The organism is Clostridia bacterium, from assembly GCA_034926675.1.
GTDB lineage: Bacteria > Bacillota > DTU025 > DTU025 > DTU025 > JAYFQW01.
In genome coordinates, this window is record JAYFQW010000057.1 from 21,049 (window position 1) to 38,878 (window position 17,830).

Sequence of the window (17,830 nt, forward strand, 5' to 3'; positions counted from 1 at the left end):
GATGAAATCTGGACTGCGCGGTAGCGCTCTCCCTAGGGCGATTCTAGCCGTCTGCATCATGTGCACGGTCATGCTGGGTCTGTCGGCGGATTTCACCACGGCAAGCTCTAGCCCTTCAGATCTGTCCTCCAAAGAGAACGCTCTGGGGAATCTCAATGATCAGATAGAGAAGACCAGAGGCGTGGTCACGAAGTACAAGAAGGAAGAGAAGAACGCACTGGCGGCTCTTCAGAAGGTAGAGGCTAGGCTGGAGGATCTTCAAGATAGCATCGCCAACACCGATGCCAGGCTCAAGAACGCAGAGAAGCAATTGGTGAAGGCAGAGGCGGATTTGGCCGTCGCCGAGAAGGCGCTCACGGCCGCGACAGATGATTATCAGGCATCGGTTGCGCGGTTGGGCGGCAGGCTTACAGAAATCTACAAGCTCGGGCCTGGAACTTACCTCGAACTGCTCTTGAACGCGGAGGACTTCTCCGACTTCGTGACCAGGTACGAGTTCCTGGGCATGATAATCCAGCAGGACTCGGGAGTGCTTTCCCGCGTCAAGGAGGAACGGGACCAGATCGAGGAGAGAAAGGCCTCCATTGCGAAGCGCCAGGAGAGCCTAGAGGAGAAGAAGAAAGAGATCGCGCTGCTTTCTGCAAGCCTGAAGCGTGAGGAGAAATCGGCTCAGGAAGCGATGAGCGACCGTGCCTATTACCTAAAGCGTGTGCAGGCTGAGAAGGGCAAATGGGAGAGAGAGCTTGCTGAGGAGGAACGGCAGTCACGCGAGCTAGAGCGGACGATCAGGGACATGCAGGCGAAACTATCCGCATCTGGGCGCGCTCCCGTTTGGCGCGGTAAGTTCGTGTGGCCCACTTTGGGGCGGATATCTTCTGAGTTCGGGTGGAGAGTGCATCCCGTATTCAAGGATAGACGGTTTCACTCCGGGATCGACATTGCGGCAAGGACCGGGACCCGTGTGGCAGCGGCTGCCTCGGGGACCGTGCTTCTGGCCGGTTGGATAAACGGGTACGGGAACACGGTGATCATCGCCCACGGAGACGGTCTCTCGACGCTCTACGGACACAACAGCGCCCTCACGACCTCCTCGGGGAAGACGGTGCTTCAGGGCGACACCATATCCAAGGTGGGCTCAACCGGCTTTGCCACCGGCCCGCACCTTCACTTCGAAGTGCGTCTTAACGGGAAACCTAAGAATCCCCTCGACTGGCTCCCAGCTAGATAGGGCAAGTTCGAAGTGGTGGACAGGGTGCATACGATGTATGAACCATTGAAAGCAGGTGTGGAACTATGGCTTCATCTCGGGGCGTGAGGAGGGTTGCCGGGATCGTCCTGGCCATCGTGGCCCTCCTTGTAGGGTGTGCGTTCCTTGCTCCGGCGGCATTTGGCGATCCGGTTAAGGGGGCTACTGATGAGCAGCCGAAGTTCAGGGATGTTCGAACTGCCATCGAGGCCGTATATCTGGTCAGATCTGAGTTCTACAAGCCAGTGTCCGTCGGCAAGCTGATGCAGGCATACCTATCCAAGGGGACTGTCAGTGGGATGCTTGAAGCGCTGGGCGACCCATACACCAGGTACATGAGTCCCAAGGACTGGCAGTCTCTCAAGGACGAATCCGCGGGCGTGTTCGGCGGCGTTGGCATTCTTGTGGGAATCAGGGATGAGAAGATAACGATCATCACCCCTATCGATAAGACCCCAGGGTTCAGAGCAGGACTTCTCCCTGGCGACCGCATCGTCGAAATCGATGGAGTCTCCACTGAGGGCATGGCTCTGGATCGCGCGGTTTCGATGATGCGCGGAGAGCCCGGCGCCTCGGTTGTGCTGACGATAGATAGGCCATATCCCGCGAATCGCTTTAAAGTCGACATTGTAAGGGACATCATCGATTCCCCTGCTACACGTGGTTACATTCTGAACAAGGAACATGGGATTGGATATATCGAGCTTCGCACGTTCTCACAGAGGGCGGGAGCGGAGATCGAGTCGGAAGTGCTCAGGCTGGAGCGACAGGGAATGAAAGGCCTCATTCTCGACCTGAGGTACAACGGCGGAGGCCTCGTGTCCCAGGCAGTAGAAGTCGCGAGCAAGTTCATACCGGCGGGGCCGGTCATGCACGTGCAGGGCAGGGATCTTCAGAAGAAGACCATGAACACTGTGGGAAGCCGCGTATCGGAGTTGCCCATGGTGGTTCTGGTGAACGAGTACACTGCGTCGGCATCGGAGATCGTCACAGGCGCTCTTCAAGACAACCATGTGGCAACGATTGTTGGCGTGCCGACCTTTGGAAAAGGCCTCGTCCAGACGCTGTTCCCGCTTTCGGACGGATCGGGCTTGGCCGTGACCACCCAGATTTACCTTACCGCGGCCGGCAGGGCGATAACGCCCGATACCCCCATTGCTCCTGATGAAGTTGTCGAACCCTTGTCCCCTGAAGAGCTGGAGAAGCTCATGAAACAGCAGACCAAGGCGAATTCGCCGGCTTCTGGTCCGTATACCGCAGAGGATTTGCTCCGTCTCGACCCCGCCCTCGATCCACAGCTAAAGCGCGCTTTGGACATTCTGGAGGAGCAGATACGGCCAATGGCGTCAGCCAGGCCCGCCGCGTAGAGCTTCAGAGCGGAGTGTTGAAGTTGCTTTCATTTCCTATAGGTCAGGTGTTCAGCATCATAGTGGCTAGCATGGTCTCTATTCTGAGCTATGCTCCCACTATGATCGCATTCTGGGTAGTGCTCTTCGTTGTCTATTCACAGTACAGGCGGGTGTGTACGCTCGAAGAGCAGACCCTCAGGAGATCAAGGGGCAGCGCTCTCGTGCGGACGATGTTCGCGCTTGGGCAGGGGATTGTAGGAGGGCTTGTCGGAAGCTTCGTCTTCATCCTGCTTGGAGCATCAATCGACCAGATGGGTCTGGAGTTCATCTGGATGATCGCTCTGGCCTTGGCGCTTTTCGACATGAGGCTGATATGCTTCGCGTATGCAGGCGGGATAGTCGCCCTCTCATCGCTGGCGTTCGGCTGGCCGAAGGTGGATATCCCGGCGGTGATGTCGCTTGTTGGAGTGCTTCACCTGGTGGAAGCCGGGCTCATCTGGTCCACTGGCGCTCAGGACGCCATACCGGTGTTCGCGGCTGACCGAGATGGCAGGCCGATGGGCGGGTTCATGATGCAGAAGTACTGGCCTCTGCCAATGGCCATTGGGTATCTGCTCTATCTGCCGTTCGCTAATCTGCCAGTAGACATGCTGAAGATGCCTGACTGGTGGCCTCTGATTCGCAGCTCCGTTCTGCCCCCTTTGGGCGCTGAAGCTGTGTACCTGGTACTGGCGATTACGGCGGTGGCGGGCTACGGGGATGTCACCTACACCAGGACGCCAGAGCGAAAGACCACCGAGACCGCTGCCACGTCCGCGGCATTCAGCCTGGCGCTCCTGGGCCTAGCGATATTGTCAGGGAAGTATCCGGCGCTGCAGTGGGCGGCGGCGCTGTTCTCGCCGATCGGGCACGAGCTAATCATATATCTCGCCCGGCGGACTGAGATGGAAGGCTCGCCGATTTTCCAGAGCGGCCCGTCCGGACTGATGATCCTGGACGTAATGCCCGGGTCACCGGCACAGGCTGCGGGGGTGCGGTCAGGCGATGTAATTGAGGCGGTGAACTGCCAGCCCGTAGCGGCCATCGGCGAGTTCATTGAGGCCATCAGCGTTGTTCCACATACTGTGATACTCGACTTGAGATCGCCCTCTCCAGGAGGGCCGCCTGCCCAGAAGACAGTCCAGATAAGGCGGGCTTCAGCTGGGATAGGTGTGGTTCTAGTCCCCCGAGAGGGGTCCTTCCAGGCACTGCAGTTTGAGAAGACGGGGCTAATTGCTCTACTGATCAGGTTCATTCGTGTGCGGGGGCGCACTCGGAGGCTGTAGGAATGCGGAAAATCAGTTTTGCCTGTTTTGTCGTCGTGCTCTCATGCGTTGCGCTCATTGCGTCAGGATGCGGAGGCAGAGGCGCTGGCGGGGGTGGGCATGATGGCGCTCCCCGGGCCGAGCAGGAGGATCGTCGAACAGAGATCGAAAGTTCAGAATATGCCGGTAGTCCCGATGCCGCTGAACGCACGTACGAAGGCAAGGCAATGAGCGGCGACGCCAACTCGGAGACGGCTGCGGAATCAGGCGATTCCTTCAGTGTGGTCCCTGTGACTCGCTTGATGGATTCCAGCGACGCGCACGCAGGCGCAAAACACAGTGACGACATGGATAGCGCTGATGCTGGAGTTGTCAAAGGAGAGGCTGTTGGAGACGTGCCGTCGATCCGCACCGACTACGAGGCAAAGGAGACTCCTCTTCCGGCTTCCGGCCCAAGGCCCGATGGCACGCCGAGAGGCCGGCTTGCGATAGTGATCGATGATCTTGGCGGGGGCGTCGCCGGCACGAGTGAGATAATGAACATACGAGCGCCGCTGACTGTCTCCATTCTGCCGCAGGGACGATATGCTGCCAGAGAGGCGAACATGGCTGCGGAGCGGGGTTACGCAGTGCTCGTCCATCAGCCCATGGAACCGCTTGATCGCACGAAGAACCCGGGCGGAGGGGCGCTTCTTGCCGGCATGGACGCGGACGCGATCAGGCGGATCCTGTCGTCGAACGTGGCCCTGGTCCCCGGGGCGATAGGCGTCAGCAACCACATGGGTTCACGCGTAACGCAGGACTCAGCGGCCATGAGAGTGGTTCTCGAAGAAGTGTACGGTCGTGGGCTTTTCTTCTTCGATAGCCGAACAACTAGTGATTCTGTGGTGGGCAAGGTCGCGCAGGGCATGGGAATCCAGGTTCTGGAGAACGTGAGGTTCCTCGATCATATCGACTCCCAGGACTACGTCATCGACTCCATCAGGGTTGTGGCTCGGATCGCCATGGCAAGGGGATCCGCTGCTGCGATTGGCCATGTGAGACCTGCCACGGCTCGGGCAATACAACGAGTGCTTCCGGAGCTTGCCGCTGCAGGGATAGAGCTGGTCACCATCGACAAGCTGGCGCCCGCGGCGCACGGCATGGCGGCGGCGCCGGGGAAATCGGGGACTTCGGAGAAATCCACAGCACAATCTGAGGCGCCGAGGCCCGCAGCTGCGCCCGCGAGCACGCCCCCGAGCACTCCTGTAGCCACGCCTGCAACCGCGCCTGAGGCACAACCTGAGGCGGCGGCGCCCCCGCTTCTGCCGGACGCGCAGCCTGCCGCCACATCGTTGACCCCCGCGATGCCGACCCCAGCAACTGCCTCGACAGACCAGGATTCGGTTGAAGACCCGGTTCATTAGAATGACCCCGTTGGCGTCGGCGGTCGCTGCGTTGGCAGGTCTTATCTTGTTCCCAACCAGGCATGCATCAGGATTTCTCGGGCTAGGGACTCGGTCAGACGCTTGGGGCTGAGCATAGCCGCACCTGAGGTGAGGCCTGCATCGAGCGCGCTATCAATGCACGACTCGAATGCGTGTCCGTCAATGCCTGCCGCTTCAAGCGAACGTGGAATTCGCCTTCGCCAGGTCGCGACCGCACTGATATGGGCAGCCATCCGAATACTTCCAGTGCTGCCTGCACAGCCACGGATACTACAAGCCCCGACGATACTGTGCATGTAGCTGCTTCCAATGCGTGACTCAATGCGTCTAGCCCGGAGTAGGCTGCTACTTTGGCTGGCATGGAATCTACAAGGTCAGCATCTAGTATTGCCAGGTCGGGAACGAGTTCACTCGACATCATCAGGCGCTTGGTTCGAGTGTCGGGGTCTATCAGCACTGCCACACACGTAGTCTCCGATCCGGCGCCGCTGGTAGTCGGCGCCGCTATCAGTCTTGCCTTGTCGCCCAGGCCAGGTATGGCGAAGGGAGTAAAGGCCTTTTCTAGGCCTATCCCGGGATGCTCATAGAACACCCACGAGGCCTTGGCGGTGTCGAGTACCGAACCTCCGCCAATGGCTACGATAGTGTCGGGCTTGAACACGGCCATCTCATCCAGTGGTCGCAGCGCATCGTGGATGCTGGGTTCGCCGCCGATGTCGGCCACAAGCTGCCAGGCGATACCCGCCTGCTCAAGGCCGGAAGTTACGGCCTTGAGCCGCTCGCGCCCCAGGGCGCGCGAATCGATGAACAGCGCCACTCGTTTCCCTGAAACCTCAGGCAGCGTGCTCAGACAACCTCTACCACACGCAAAGGGTGCGTTCACGAATCTTGCGTTCATTAGTATGCAGCTCCATATAGCCTGCCGTGGCCTGACTGGTTGCCAGAACAGTAGATGTGCGTGGTTGTGTCGAAGGTGATCGCATCCGTCGCCTCCGGGAACCAACCTCCCGACTCCTTGTTGAGCCTCAGCACATCTCCACCCACCACACGATCCACTGCAGGCAGTGATGTTGTCTTCTCAATGCTCCCGCCGCTCACGATGGCGATGGCCTCAGGCACACTGTCTACAAGAAGGTCGCCTTCAGTGCCATCTTTGCCCCCGAATTCGAACGTGATGGCGGAGGCAGCGATGCCTGATGTTTCAGCATACTGAATGGTGAGCATTGCGTCTACCGCAGCGTTGCCTCCGCCTTCCCACGCCATCACCAGGCCATCAGCGCCGAGCATGTGGGCCAGCTTCACGCAGAAACTGGCTGAGCGTTCCTTGTGCCAGTGGGTTGGGTTATGGCTGCGGCTGAACACCACGCCCCTGAAATTCAGGTCTACGCCGTGGCGCCTGTAGAGGTCGAGCAGTATCGGGTGGTTCGCATGAAGATAGGTGGGAACCTTGAAGGCTGGCCAAACGTAGTTGCCGCTCACCACGGCTCCGTCTAGCATTTCGTTGGGATGCAGCCATGTGGGCGTCAGATTATCAATGGGGTGCGCATAGAGCAGCGTGTTTGCGTACACGCCCTGGTTTTGGCACTGCCATACGAGTACCACTTTGGGAAGGTCGTCGGCTGCACCGTCGATTGAGAAGTGCTCAACCTGATCCGGCTGGGCCCCTTCGGCAACCCTCGCCAGGTAGTCGGCTACTCGCATTGCCGACTGCCTTATGGCTGCGTCGTACTCAGCTGATGATTTGCCTTCGACCAAGCTGTAGCAGATCACCAGGTTGCTGGTGTGGGAGAAGGGGCTGTACTCGGATATTGGGCCAGTCATGTCCACTATCGCGTCTCTAGGATATAGCAATCCGCTGCTTGTGCTGGCCGATTCCCATGGCAGCGGCGCACTCTCCATCACTGCGAATCCTCTGAGCAGATTGGTGGCGCCTGAGCCGGTGGTAGTGGGTGGGCCGATGATTCCCGGATATGCATTGCCCTCTGGCTTGTGCATTGGCTGTATCGTATCGAGCACATGGATTATCCGAGTGTTCTCTCCGGGGGCGACTAGGTCGAAACTGGCCTGAGCAACCCCGTCCAGAATGGGTTTTACCAGTTTCTCAATTTCGGCTCGGTTGATCCGCAGAAGGCCGTCGCGTAGGTCGGTCCTGTCGGCCCATACTGCGTGCTTCACATCGTAATTGTTTCTCGTGAGGTTCATTGTCGTGGCCATGCTCAAGCCTCCCTCCCTTCGTCCACCGTGAACACCGTTGGCACCGGCACATCCGTAGCCAACGCCTTGAGCGCGGTTTCCACAACACGTTTTCTGTAGGCCAGTTCACGCTGGGCTGGAAGATCTGGGTTGCCTGCAGGACTGGTGAAGTGCCCCCCGAACACGATCCTGTTTGCTTTGACGTTCTCGGCGATGGACGTGAATGCGGTGATCTGGGCAGTGGGGATTCCGGCCTTGTCGAGTTCTTTGGCTATCGTTGCACCGCAACGTGTACAGGTGCCTCAGGTGGACGTGAGTATGGCTGCGCGAACCCCTGCCTGCTTGATCTGTGCCGCCATACGCTCTCCAATAGACACAGAGCTGCTAACGTTGGTGCCTATGCCGCAGGTTGTGAGGAACATGTTCCACACGCCGCCGACGGCGCCGTCGGCCTCAAGCTGCCTGAGGGCGTCCAGAGGAACCAGTCGGTTGGGATCGGCATTTACCATGGTGGTGTCATAACCGCCGTGAATAGACTCGTAGTCGCCGGCTGTCATTGCGGATAGGTGCGCCAACGAGTACGAGCCGTAAGTGGTGGAGAACGCCTGCCTGAGCTTGTCGGGGTTGCCCTGGGGAACGAGCCCGCCTGTGGTGATGAGGGCTATAACTGAGTTCCCGAGGTCGGTCACTCGAGGAGCGGCGGGTACGGTTTCGAACGTGCGTATGGGTATCTCGGTGACGAACGGTGCGTTCGCGAGCCTGGCCATGAGCGTGTTCACAACACGCGTGGCCCCGATGAGCTGGTGCAACTCGTTTCTGCGATGCCCGGTAGGGATGTAGCCTTCGTCCAGGGCGGCGCCTATGGGCCTGCCCTGTGCAAGTTTGAGCGCTAGCGCTGCAAGGGGTGGGAGAGCTTTTGCCATTCCGGCTGCGGTTTCAGGCGTTGCGACAATGTAGTTGTGCTTCACGAACATTGGAACCGCCGGATTCTCAGGATGCATGGCGGTAACGCTGGGAATTCCAAGTTTCGAGCTTGCATACTCGGCGGTTCGTGCACACGCGACTCCATAGCGTCCGGCGTTGAAGGCTGGCCCCGAGATGAACACATGGGGCTTGAACCTAACAACCGCTTCAGTTAGGGCGGCAGCGAGTTGAGGAAAACTGGTTTCGGTGTTGGCGAAGTTGTCGCCGCACGCGATGGTGGCGACTACCTCCATCTCTTGACGCCACATGGCTTGCATGCCTATGGATGGGCCCTTGGCGCCCTCAAACAAGTTTACGCCAATGCCAGCCTTGTCCTCACCGCCAATACCGGCATAGAACTGGTTGATGTAACACAAAGCTCTTAGTTTGTCTGCCAATGATATCAGCTCCGTTCTAGGCTCTTGCTGAACCTGCACGGCCCACTGCGAAGATCACCAGGCCAATGAGGTGCCACCAACCCCCAAGCATGTAGGAGGCGGCCGGTAGCTTAACTAGGTTCACAACGACTACTACTATGGTAAGCAACGGCAGCGCGATTCCGCCAGGAACCTGATATGCGCCTTTAGCTCCCAGATTGCGTATTCTGGCGGCAATCAGCGACACGGCCATGAGTACCACCAATATGGCTGAGCACAGCGAGCCCGTGCCGATGATCTCCATGGTGAACTGTGGGAAACAGGCGACAATTGCGGCGGCGAGCGCGGAAACGGTAAGCGAGAAGCCGGGCGCCTGATTCTTGTTGACTGACCTGAACGCTGCGGGAAGCAGGCCGCCTTCGCTGACTCCCATCAGAGTGCGACTGCAGCTCATCACGAGCACCAGCATTGTGGTGACTATTGCGAACAGTGCTGAGATGGATATTGCAAGGCTTACCCACTTTGCTTCCGGTGCGAATACGGTGGCAGCAAATTGCATCGGTGCGTAGTAGGCGAAGGAATCAGGCGTGAACTGCTTCCACGACACCACTCCAAACGTGGCGATTAGCATGATCAGGTAGAGCACGGTGGTCATTCCCAGGGAGATCATGATGGCCTTGGGAATGGTCTTGCGCGGTTCCTTGGCCTCTTCGGCCAGGCTGGCAATGGCTATCACAGAGCCGTAGGCCAGCATAGCCATGGGAATCGAAGTCATGATGCCGCTCTTTCCCATGGCTCCCGAAGTCCAGAAGTTCGAGAAGCTCGCGGGATCGACGTGGGGGAAGGCCGCGAAGCTGTACGCCAGGCAACCTACCATGAGCAGGGCGGTGAGCACCAGGTTGGTCTTTCCCATCAGGCTTATGCCCAGGTAGTTCACGGCCCAGCAGAACACTATCGCGATCACGCCTACGAGGATAACGGCATCCTTGGCGCCGGGGATTATGGAATCGAGATAGCCTGCAACGAAAATGGCGCCGAACGATGTGCCGAGAACTGTCACGTTAACCCATGACCACGATGCGAGCCAGCCTAGTAGCTGTTGAATGAGGGGGTTGTTGCTCAAGGTAGCAGCAGGATATGCGTACAAACCGCCGGCTTTAGGGAACCTGCTTGATAGCTCGGCTACGTTTAGCGCATATAGCATGATGATGGCCGCTGCGATGACCCATGCCACGAGCGCCGCGGGGCCTGCAAGACCGTAGGTCACGCCAGAGAGAGTGAATATGCAACTTCCAACCATGCCGCCGACGCCGATCATCACGCATTCCCATAGGCCCAGAACTCCAGTGCGCAGTTGCGACTCTTCAGATCCGCTCATGTTCGTTCCTCCACTTCAAATGCGGTGTGAATAGGTTCGCTGCAGTATGCCGGGTTACATGGGCGGAACAGTGCCGTCTTCGAGCTCAACGAATACCGTTTTCGGGTGCATGTACTTTGTGATTCCCGCACCTCCAACGCCGCTGGCTTTCCAGCCCACTCCGGGCGACTCCATGATGCCCTTGCTGTAATAGGTGTTCACATACACCTGACCAGCTTTGATCTTCTCAGCCACGCGCTGCGCGCGCCTTGCGTCGCCGGTGAACACTCCGCCAGCCAGGCCGTAGTCGACGGCGTTGGCCAGCTCGACCGCGTCCTGCTCGGTGCTGAACTTGCTCACGCATAGCACGGGCCCGAAGATCTCTTGCCGGAATATGCTCATCTGGGGCGTTACATCGGCGAATATGGTGGGAGGTATGAAGTTGCCTGCGGCCAGTGTTGGGTCGGTGTAGCGGAATCCTCCAGTAACTAGACTGGCGCCTTCGGCGATTCCCTGCTCAATGTGACGCCATACGCTCTCGCAATGCTCGCGAGAGATCATGGGGCCGAAGTTCACGCCGGGGGTGAAGCCGTCGCCCGGCACGACTTGCTTGCACAGGTTGACGAGCTCGTCGATGAATCTGTCGTATATGGCCTCATGCAGTATCAGCCTTGTGCCAGCCACGCACACCTGGCCGGAGTTGAGAGTGAACCCGAAGAATGCCCATTTGGCGGCTTTACTGATGTCCACATCGTCGAATATGATGTTCGGGCTCTTTCCACCGAGCTCCAGCGCTACGTTTTTTACGGTGTCGGCGGCAGATGCAAATATCTGTTTGCCTGTTTCGGTGCCTCCAGTGAGCGACACCATGTCCACCTGTGGGTTTCTCACGAGGGCGTCTCCAACGCTTGAGCCAGGGCCCGGAACCACGTTCACGACACCTTCAGGGAACCCTGCTTCGTGGAATACCGAAGCCAGTTCCAGCATGGATAGGGGCGCCCAGGTGGGCGGCTTGATCACTACCGTATTTCCGGCAGCCAGAATCATGCTGACTTTCTGGCAGCCCATCATGAGCGGGCCGTTCCAGGGCAGGATCTCGGCTACCACGCCACACGGCTGCCACATCACGTAGTTCAGATAGTGCCCACCGCCGTCTACTGGCACTACCTTGCCCTCAAGGCAGCGCGCCTTGCCTGCGGCGAATTGAAAAGCGTCAACGGCGGAGGGCAGTTCATAGAACTTCAGGCTTGGCCAGAGCTTTCCGCAGTTTAGACCCTCTATGGCTATGAACTCGTCTTCACGCTTCTTAAGGATCTCCCCTGCACGCAGCAAGAGGTGACTTCGTTCCGCCTGGGTCATGCGGCCCCACGGGCCATCATCGAATGCGCGCCGGGCTGCAGATATTGCGCGTTCCACGTCTGATTGGCTGCCCTGGTAGGCCGTGGCGATCACCTTGTTGGTTACCGGGCTGACCACGTCGAAGGTTTTGCCGGAATCTGAGGCTTCGAACTCACCGTCAACATACATCTTGTAGGGTTCGCGCTTGAGTACGCTTTGCGGATCAAGCATGCTCGAACCTCCCTTTCAGCCACAACTGAGGCTGATGGATTACCATTGCAACATGCGTGCCAGCTATCGCAGAGCGTAGAAGTGAGCTGATGGCGGGCGAGAGCGAAACCACTTGTGGACAGAGCGTCACATGTGTGACCTAGGCGTCACACATCATCCTCACAGGAGCAGCCGTCGTCGTGGTCGCGCATCTGCCGAAGCATTCGATGAAGGGTTTCTCTGGCAATCCCCAGATCATCCGCGGCACGGGTCACATTCCCATCGTGCCTGGCCAGGGCCAGTTTGATGTAGGAACACTGATATTGGGAAAGCGCCTGCTTCAGGGGCAAATCCTCTGGCGGGCAGCTGGCCGACTGCGTCAGAGACGGCGAGGAGCCCAGCGGGGGGCCTGATAGGTGCGCTGCCAGCTCTAGCTCGTCTATCACATCTGACTGCGCGAACACCATGGCTCGTTCCACGACGTTCTTGAGTTCGCGCACATTCCCCCGCCAAGGCTGCTGCCTGAGGAGTTCCAGTGCTGAAGGGGCGAGGTTCACGCGCTTGTTCATCTCCCTTGCATAGGAGTGGGCGAAATGGACGGCGAGCGCGGGAATGTCGTCGGGGCGCTCTCGTAGGGCTGGCATATGGATGGGGATCACGCACACTCTGTAGTACAAGTCCTCGCGGAATCGGCCCATTGCTGCCTCCTGTTCCAGCTCGCGGTTGGTGGCGCAAATCAGGCGGAAGTCCACGCTGATTGTGGAAGTGCCTCCGACACGCTCGAAGCATTTGTCTTCGAGGACGCGCAGGAACTTGGGCTGCACTGGTGCAGGGATATCCGCAACTTCGTCGAGGAACAACGTGCCGCCTGCGGCCAGTTCCACTTTTCCCTGTTTGCGAGCGACGGCTCCAGTAAAGGCGCCCTTTTCATGGCCGAACATTTCGCTTTCCCACAGGTCGCCGGGCACTGCTGCGCAGTTGACCTTGACCAGCCTGTAGTTGTGCCGGCAGCTCAATGCGTGAATAGCCCTAGTCACCACGTCCTTGCCAGTGCCGCTCTCCCCGGTGATGAGAACGGGTGAATCACAGGCGGCCGCTGCGGCTGCCAGTCGACGAACCCTCATCATAGGCTCTGAGCTTCCCACAAGAGCCTGCCCGCCGGTGAGTTCCGCCAACTCTTCCCTGAGGCGCCTGTTTTCGCTTGTGACCTCAGAGAGACGGAGCGCCTTGTCGATCTCGAGGGCGAGATCGTCGGGGCGAATGGGCTTGGTAAGATACGTGAAGGCCCCCTTGCGCATGGCCTCCACTGCGCCGTCAATCGAGCCGTGCCCTGTCAACACGATCACCTGTCCGGCAAAGCCCTGTGTTCTTACGGATTCCATCAGTTCGATTCCACTCATCGTGGGCATGCGTACGTCTACCACCGCCACGTCAAAGTCCGATGAGGCCATGATGGCGTAGGCTTGAGCGCTTCCTGTTGCGGTCTGAACCTGGTAGCCACAATCAGCAAGGCTGAGCTGCATAAAGTGTAGGAAGTCAGGCTCATCGTCTACAAGCATGATCTTGGCCCTGCTCATCCGGAATTTGCCTCCCGTCGTCTGCCCCTGGCTGTGCTATGGAACTGCCCGGAGGCAGCTCAATAGCGCCCTTCGAACCCTGCCCCGGTCGACTAGGCATACGAATGGACCCGCGGCGCCGTCCGATCTCGCGGCAGCATATTGCCAGGCCCAGCCCTGTGCCCCAGCCAGGCGCTTTTGCGGTGAAGAACGGTGCGCTGAATGCAGCTGCCCATTGGTAAATCATGGCCCAAGAGCCCACGCGCGCACTCATTGGCATGCACAATGACGCCGTCGGGTTCAGTCAGGATCAAGCCTTCTGTATCGATAGAGTCGATGATCTGCAGCGCCTGGCGTCGCATGACCATGGCCTCCGACCCGTATAGCTTTCTGCCCCAATTATAGCAGGATACCATCTCAGGACAAACCTGCTTCTCCTTTCCGTGTCACTCGTCCCCAAGCCCTGGACGTTCAGCAGCAACGACGGCAGGTTCCGGTTTGATCGACACTGAACCCCTTGAATCCCGAGGTGTGAAGAAAAGCGCCGAACGGGTCCACTCGCCTCCTTCATGATCAAGGCTTCTGAACAGTAATGGATTTCGAACCGTACTGCTTGCGTCCGCTGCCGTGGAGTCCTGCACGCGGATTCCGGCTGCGCCCGCGATCATTCCTCTTTTGCAGGCATGGGCGCCTTGGGGAGGCGACAGGCCCGGGGTTGGCGGCCACAGTGATCACTGCGGATACCACCTCAAGGTGCAGTTGATCTCCAAGCAGGATTCAGAACAACCCGCTAGCTTCAGCTGGAGCGTGAGCCAGATGCCCAGCATCTCGTGATTTCGCGATATTCATCAGAAGGAACCACTACGCGAGTAACGAATGCATAGGAAATTGGGAACGTTTCAGGTTTGTACTGGACGGCATCCCACTGTATGGGGTTTTCCCGCTTCGTCTCGGATGTCAGGAATCAACGCAGCCTCGGCCAGCATGTAGCCCACAGTTCCTCAGTCACCAGGCGAACGGAGGCGGTTGAATGCGTCGCATCGGTTACCGCTCTTGTCCGAGGGCCCTTCTGTCCATAGCGGCGTTCTCCCTCGTCGTGCTTCTCCTGCAGTCGTCTCCGACCTGTGCTGCCTATGACACCCCAGTCTCATGCGATGTCGTGTCTCAGGATATCCGCGTCGTCCTGAAGGATCTCGCCGCTCAGGCATGCGTGAACATCGTTATAGACGACAACGTACAAAGAAGAGTGACCATCCAGCTCAAAAAGGAACACCCTCGATTGCTGATCCTTCCGCGATGTATGACTGCAGGAAGATGTCTCCCTTCAATCATTACTTCGAGGGCCTCTCGGAGACGATAGACCCGAAGACCGGAGCGCTCATCGTGAGGCAGAAAGACCTGGTGCTCCCCGGCCGCAACGGATTCGATCTTGTGATAGAACGAGTCTATAGCAATCAGATGGCTGCGGCCGGCAAGCCTGACGTCAGTGTATCTGTCGAGTGGAAAGTGGAAGCTGGTTCTCAGGCGTGTTCGCGCGTCGAGGATGCCTACATAATCGAAGGACGGACATACCGGTGTTTCTTGGAGGGCGTCGTTCAGTGGGCAGAACAGTCGCTGTCTGACGAACCGATCTACGCCTGCTTTTGTGGTACAGCGCGCATGATGCGCTGGGAACCGGATCAGTGCACCTGGACGTGCGTAAAGGAGCAAGAGACTATATCCGCGATACGGATACCCGCTCCTGAGGGCAGCCTCAGCCCATTATCCACAGTAGGGGTCCATCGAACTAGTCGCTACAGGACACGGGATGGAACACAGTCATCCCTGAGGGCGACGGTACTCTCCGATCAGGAGTCCAAGTCTGTCGAGGGCACGGTAGTGAAAGGGCAAGGCGTTTTCAACGTGGCTTACCTCGGCGCCGTTGGGCAACTTGGCATTGGTCAGGGCGATCTGGTCGAAATCGAGGAACAGCTCACGGACGGATTCATCTATGCCGGCCAGTTTCAGTATGTGCTCGAGGAGGCAATAGACGACGAGGGCTAGGTTCGTAACAAACGCCAGCCCCTTTATCCGCATCTCCGATTCGAGAAAAACGGGTCTCACCTTGAGCTGGCTTTTGAGGCGCCGCATCCGCATTTCGATATGGCTTCGTCCTCTGGAAGTGCGGAATATGTCGGCGGCGCTAACGACGGGATCCATCTGGTTTGAGATCACCACGTACTTGCCACCCAGCGAAATGAGTCTTTGCATGGCCTCTTCGTCCATGGACCAACTGAAGTCGAGACGGTTGCCGTCGCTTCCCACCTTGGGGTTGTAGATGTTTCGATTGAAGAAAGCGTCTATCCGTTTTTCTACATACTCGAGTTTCTTGTAGCGGCGCTTGTTTATCTTGTTGTCGCGAACGTCACGCAGCCAGGCGTCGACGGTCTCCGTCTCTTTGGATCGTTTCATCTCGTCGACCTTGAGTTTGCTTGGGCTCTTGATGACGATTGCACGAAACCAGCCGGACTCGTACTGCCGTTCTTCGCCATCAAGCTTCCGATGGAGGCAAATGCCTCGTTCAGCGATGAAGAAGGGCTCGCCGTCCTTGGACCTGTAGTCCGCTTCCCGGAACTCATCGTCGCTCGTCCCGAGGATCAGCCCAGTATAGCAGTCGTCATCGTCGGCTGGGGCTACGAACTTCGTGCCCTTTGAGTCCAGCAGGAACACGTTCTTCACGCTTGCAAGAGCCCTATCTGCTACCACAACATAGTCGGCGCGACCCGCTTTGCTGAGTGTGGCTTTCAAGGTCTCAAGGTTATCGACGACGAGCTCGGAATCGGGTCTTCTGCCTGATTCTCGGCTGCTAGCAAGGGGTATGCCAGTGCCGGCGTCCACACACATGCCGATGCGGACGCGCTTGGCGTCGGTACTCCCTTATACAGCATATCCGAACGTTACGAACCCGGAGTCGTCGTACGCGCCTTCGAAGTAGAACGATGTGCTGTCCCATATCACGAGGTCAGGGGAAACCCCGAAGTCGCGTATGAGCTTGAGGCAGAGCAACGTCTCCATGTCGCCTGAGTACGTAGCCAGAAGTTCCAGGCAACGCCCCAGTTTGTCATCATTTAGCAGGTAGGGAGGTATCCCGAAAAGGTCAATGGTGGATACGTGATCTGCCCAATCCTCGACTCTGTACAGCGGTCCGGGAGAGATGAGCCTGTTTAGGACGAGGATCTTGCAGGCCTCGCCTACCGATACGCTGGCCCTATTGGAGGCAAGGGGACAAACGCTGTCTACGATATCCTCGAGGCCAAGCAAAGCCAAGAGCGGTTTCAGGAGAAAGATATTCCCGATGACCTTCGACTCGCACCTCGTGGAAACGCCCGATGGATACGGGTTGAAGGTGCCGTGGTGCTGCTTCTTTGGATTCTTGAGCGCCATGCCGCCCCCCCGCTTCTGTATCGAGGCTATGTTCGACATGAGCGTTGCCAGTACCTTCTCAGAATGTTCTGGAAAGATTCCGAGGATTCAGCCTTTTCTACTGCGGAAAATGGGCTAAGGCAGGGTTCGCTAAGTTCACCGAAATCGCTTTGAACATTGTAAACAATATCGATAGACTCGGCGGATCGGTGCGAATGTGGGAGAGCGGCAAGACGGCGTACTGGTTCAATGACGTAATCGTGATAGTGTTCAACGGCAAACTGCAGACCGTGATACCAGGCTCGCTGGAGTATTTTCGGGGAATGAAATAGAGAAGAAGGGATGCAGCGGTGGAATATGAAGCAACAGTCTGCAGACTTGATGATGCAGACTACTACGACGGCTATGTCACCATCTCGATCTTGGTGCAGAGTCTTCGTGTGTATTACCAAACGTCAATGGAATTCGCTCTGGAGAAGCTGACGCCCGGCGCAGTTATCGTAGTTGATCTGTGGCATGTGTGGGGTCATGCCGTTAAGGCCGATGTTGCTCAGAAGGCATTTGTTACATCACCGAGCCTTGATACAGCAACCATTCGAGGGCAAGTCGTAGACGTTATGTCGCTTACGGAGTTCAGAGTGGATTGTGGGATGTTGATAGATGTGGACAACCGGGATGGGTCAGAGGAAATTGCTCCAGGAGATATCATTGAGACGTCTGGTTGCTGTCAAATCTACTTCCCCGGAACGGAGTGGGACAAAGAAGCTGTCTCCTGACAGAATAGCATGACGCGCTCGGAGGATTCGTCGAACTGCGAAGGCCAGCCGCGCTGCCGAGGTTTGGGCGCAGGATCAAGACAATCTATCCGGATAGCAGCCTCGCTGCGACCGTGTTTGACGTGTGCTGGGGCGACTCGTCAGGCGCAGTTTGGGCCGAGACGCGCACTGATGCTCTCGGACACTACACAAAGACCTGCTGAACCGGGTCACCCGCATGATCGACCCCGCAGGTCAGGAGATGCTTTATGGATATTCGACTCAGACGCCGAACGGAGTGGTCTACGGATACTGGGATAGTCCGCTCGAGGTCGACCTGCCTGGCGCCCAGG

Annotated in this window: 14 protein-coding genes; 6 read left to right on the plus strand and 8 right to left on the minus strand. The window is 58.0% G+C overall.

Annotated features, from left to right (window positions below):
- The first annotated feature begins 1 nt into the window (after position 1).
- The 4 genes from VB144_12490 (at position 2) to VB144_12505 (ending at position 5,305) form a co-directional block, all read left to right on the plus strand.
- The gene (locus tag VB144_12490) at positions 2–1,228 is read left to right on the plus strand and encodes a peptidoglycan DD-metalloendopeptidase family protein (protein ID MEA4884446.1); all 1,227 of its coding nucleotides are present in this window, start codon (positions 2–4) and stop codon (positions 1,226–1,228) included.
- A gap of 65 nt (positions 1,229–1,293) precedes the next feature.
- Positions 1,294–2,613, plus strand: coding sequence for a S41 family peptidase (locus VB144_12495; GenBank protein MEA4884447.1), 1,320 nt, complete (start codon positions 1,294–1,296; stop codon positions 2,611–2,613).
- A gap of 23 nt (positions 2,614–2,636) precedes the next feature.
- Complete coding sequence (locus VB144_12500) at positions 2,637–3,920, plus strand: PDZ domain-containing protein (protein MEA4884448.1); 1,284 nt, start codon at positions 2,637–2,639, stop codon at positions 3,918–3,920.
- Between the two features lie 2 nt (positions 3,921–3,922).
- Positions 3,923–5,305 (plus strand): divergent polysaccharide deacetylase family protein, encoded by a 1,383-nt coding sequence (locus tag VB144_12505; protein MEA4884449.1) that lies wholly within the window; start codon positions 3,923–3,925, stop codon positions 5,303–5,305.
- Between the two features lie 94 nt (positions 5,306–5,399).
- Here the strand turns inward: VB144_12505 and VB144_12510 are convergent, their stop codons facing one another.
- From VB144_12510 to VB144_12545, 8 genes are all read right to left on the minus strand, one after another.
- Positions 5,400–6,224 (minus strand): iron-containing alcohol dehydrogenase, encoded by an 825-nt coding sequence (locus tag VB144_12510; protein ID MEA4884450.1) that lies wholly within the window; start codon positions 6,222–6,224, stop codon positions 5,400–5,402.
- The gene (locus VB144_12515; GenBank protein ID MEA4884451.1) at positions 6,224–7,540 is read right to left on the minus strand and encodes a glycine/sarcosine/betaine reductase component B subunit; all 1,317 of its coding nucleotides are present in this window, start codon (positions 7,538–7,540) and stop codon (positions 6,224–6,226) included. The genes VB144_12510 and VB144_12515 overlap by 1 nt, the downstream gene beginning before the upstream one ends.
- 2 nt (positions 7,541–7,542) lie before the next feature.
- Entirely contained in the window at positions 7,543–8,919 is a 1,377-nt protein-coding gene (locus VB144_12520) for a glycine/betaine/sarcosine/D-proline family reductase selenoprotein B (GenBank protein MEA4884452.1), read from the minus strand.
- The gene (locus VB144_12525; protein MEA4884453.1) at positions 8,897–10,237 is read right to left on the minus strand and encodes an APC family permease; all 1,341 of its coding nucleotides are present in this window, start codon (positions 10,235–10,237) and stop codon (positions 8,897–8,899) included. The genes VB144_12520 and VB144_12525 overlap by 23 nt, the downstream gene beginning before the upstream one ends.
- 54 nt (positions 10,238–10,291) lie before the next feature.
- A complete protein-coding gene (locus tag VB144_12530; GenBank protein ID MEA4884454.1) occupies positions 10,292–11,785 on the minus strand; it encodes an aldehyde dehydrogenase family protein in 1,494 nt (497 codons plus the stop codon).
- A 146-nt stretch (positions 11,786–11,931) separates the two neighbouring features.
- The gene (locus tag VB144_12535) at positions 11,932–13,341 is read right to left on the minus strand and encodes a sigma-54 dependent transcriptional regulator (protein MEA4884455.1); all 1,410 of its coding nucleotides are present in this window, start codon (positions 13,339–13,341) and stop codon (positions 11,932–11,934) included.
- 1,797 nt (positions 13,342–15,138) lie between these two features.
- Complete coding sequence (locus VB144_12540) at positions 15,139–16,203, minus strand: hypothetical protein (protein ID MEA4884456.1); 1,065 nt, start codon at positions 16,201–16,203, stop codon at positions 15,139–15,141.
- 33 nt (positions 16,204–16,236) lie between these two features.
- On the minus strand, positions 16,237–16,782 hold the full coding sequence (locus VB144_12545; GenBank protein ID MEA4884457.1) for a DUF4277 domain-containing protein: 546 nt from the start codon (positions 16,780–16,782) through the stop codon (positions 16,237–16,239).
- Positions 16,783–16,787: 5 nt separating this feature from the next.
- On the opposite strand from VB144_12545, the gene VB144_12550 reads away from it, so the two are divergent.
- Positions 16,788–17,054, plus strand: a complete 267-nt coding sequence (locus VB144_12550) for a hypothetical protein (GenBank protein ID MEA4884458.1) — start codon at positions 16,788–16,790, stop codon at positions 17,052–17,054.
- A gap of 18 nt (positions 17,055–17,072) precedes the next feature.
- Positions 17,073–17,498, plus strand: coding sequence for a hypothetical protein (locus VB144_12555; protein MEA4884459.1), 426 nt, complete (start codon positions 17,073–17,075; stop codon positions 17,496–17,498).
- Positions 17,499–17,830: the final 332 nt, after the last annotated feature.

What these genes read in the sequence shown, in the direction of transcription:
- VB144_12515 (MEA4884451.1), bottom strand. Translation starts at nt 7,540, where the DNA reads ATGGCCACGACAATGAACCTCACGAGAAACAATTACGATGTGAAGCAC.
- VB144_12530 (MEA4884454.1), bottom strand. Translation starts at nt 11,785, where the DNA reads ATGCTTGATCCGCAAAGCGTACTCAAGCGCGAACCCTACAAGATGTAT.
- VB144_12505 (MEA4884449.1), top strand. Translation starts at nt 3,923, where the DNA reads ATGCGGAAAATCAGTTTTGCCTGTTTTGTCGTCGTGCTCTCATGCGTT.
- VB144_12510 (MEA4884450.1), bottom strand. Translation starts at nt 6,224, where the DNA reads ATGAACGCAAGATTCGTGAACGCACCCTTTGCGTGTGGTAGAGGTTGT.
- VB144_12525 (MEA4884453.1), bottom strand. Translation starts at nt 10,237, where the DNA reads ATGAGCGGATCTGAAGAGTCGCAACTGCGCACTGGAGTTCTGGGCCTA.
- VB144_12545 (MEA4884457.1), bottom strand. Translation starts at nt 16,782, where the DNA reads ATGTCGAACATAGCCTCGATACAGAAGCGGGGGGGCGGCATGGCGCTC.
- VB144_12490 (MEA4884446.1), top strand. Translation starts at nt 2, where the DNA reads ATGAAATCTGGACTGCGCGGTAGCGCTCTCCCTAGGGCGATTCTAGCC.
- VB144_12495 (MEA4884447.1), top strand. Translation starts at nt 1,294, where the DNA reads ATGGCTTCATCTCGGGGCGTGAGGAGGGTTGCCGGGATCGTCCTGGCC.
- VB144_12540 (MEA4884456.1), bottom strand. Translation starts at nt 16,203, where the DNA reads ATGTGTGTGGACGCCGGCACTGGCATACCCCTTGCTAGCAGCCGAGAA.
- VB144_12535 (MEA4884455.1), bottom strand. Translation starts at nt 13,341, where the DNA reads ATGAGCAGGGCCAAGATCATGCTTGTAGACGATGAGCCTGACTTCCTA.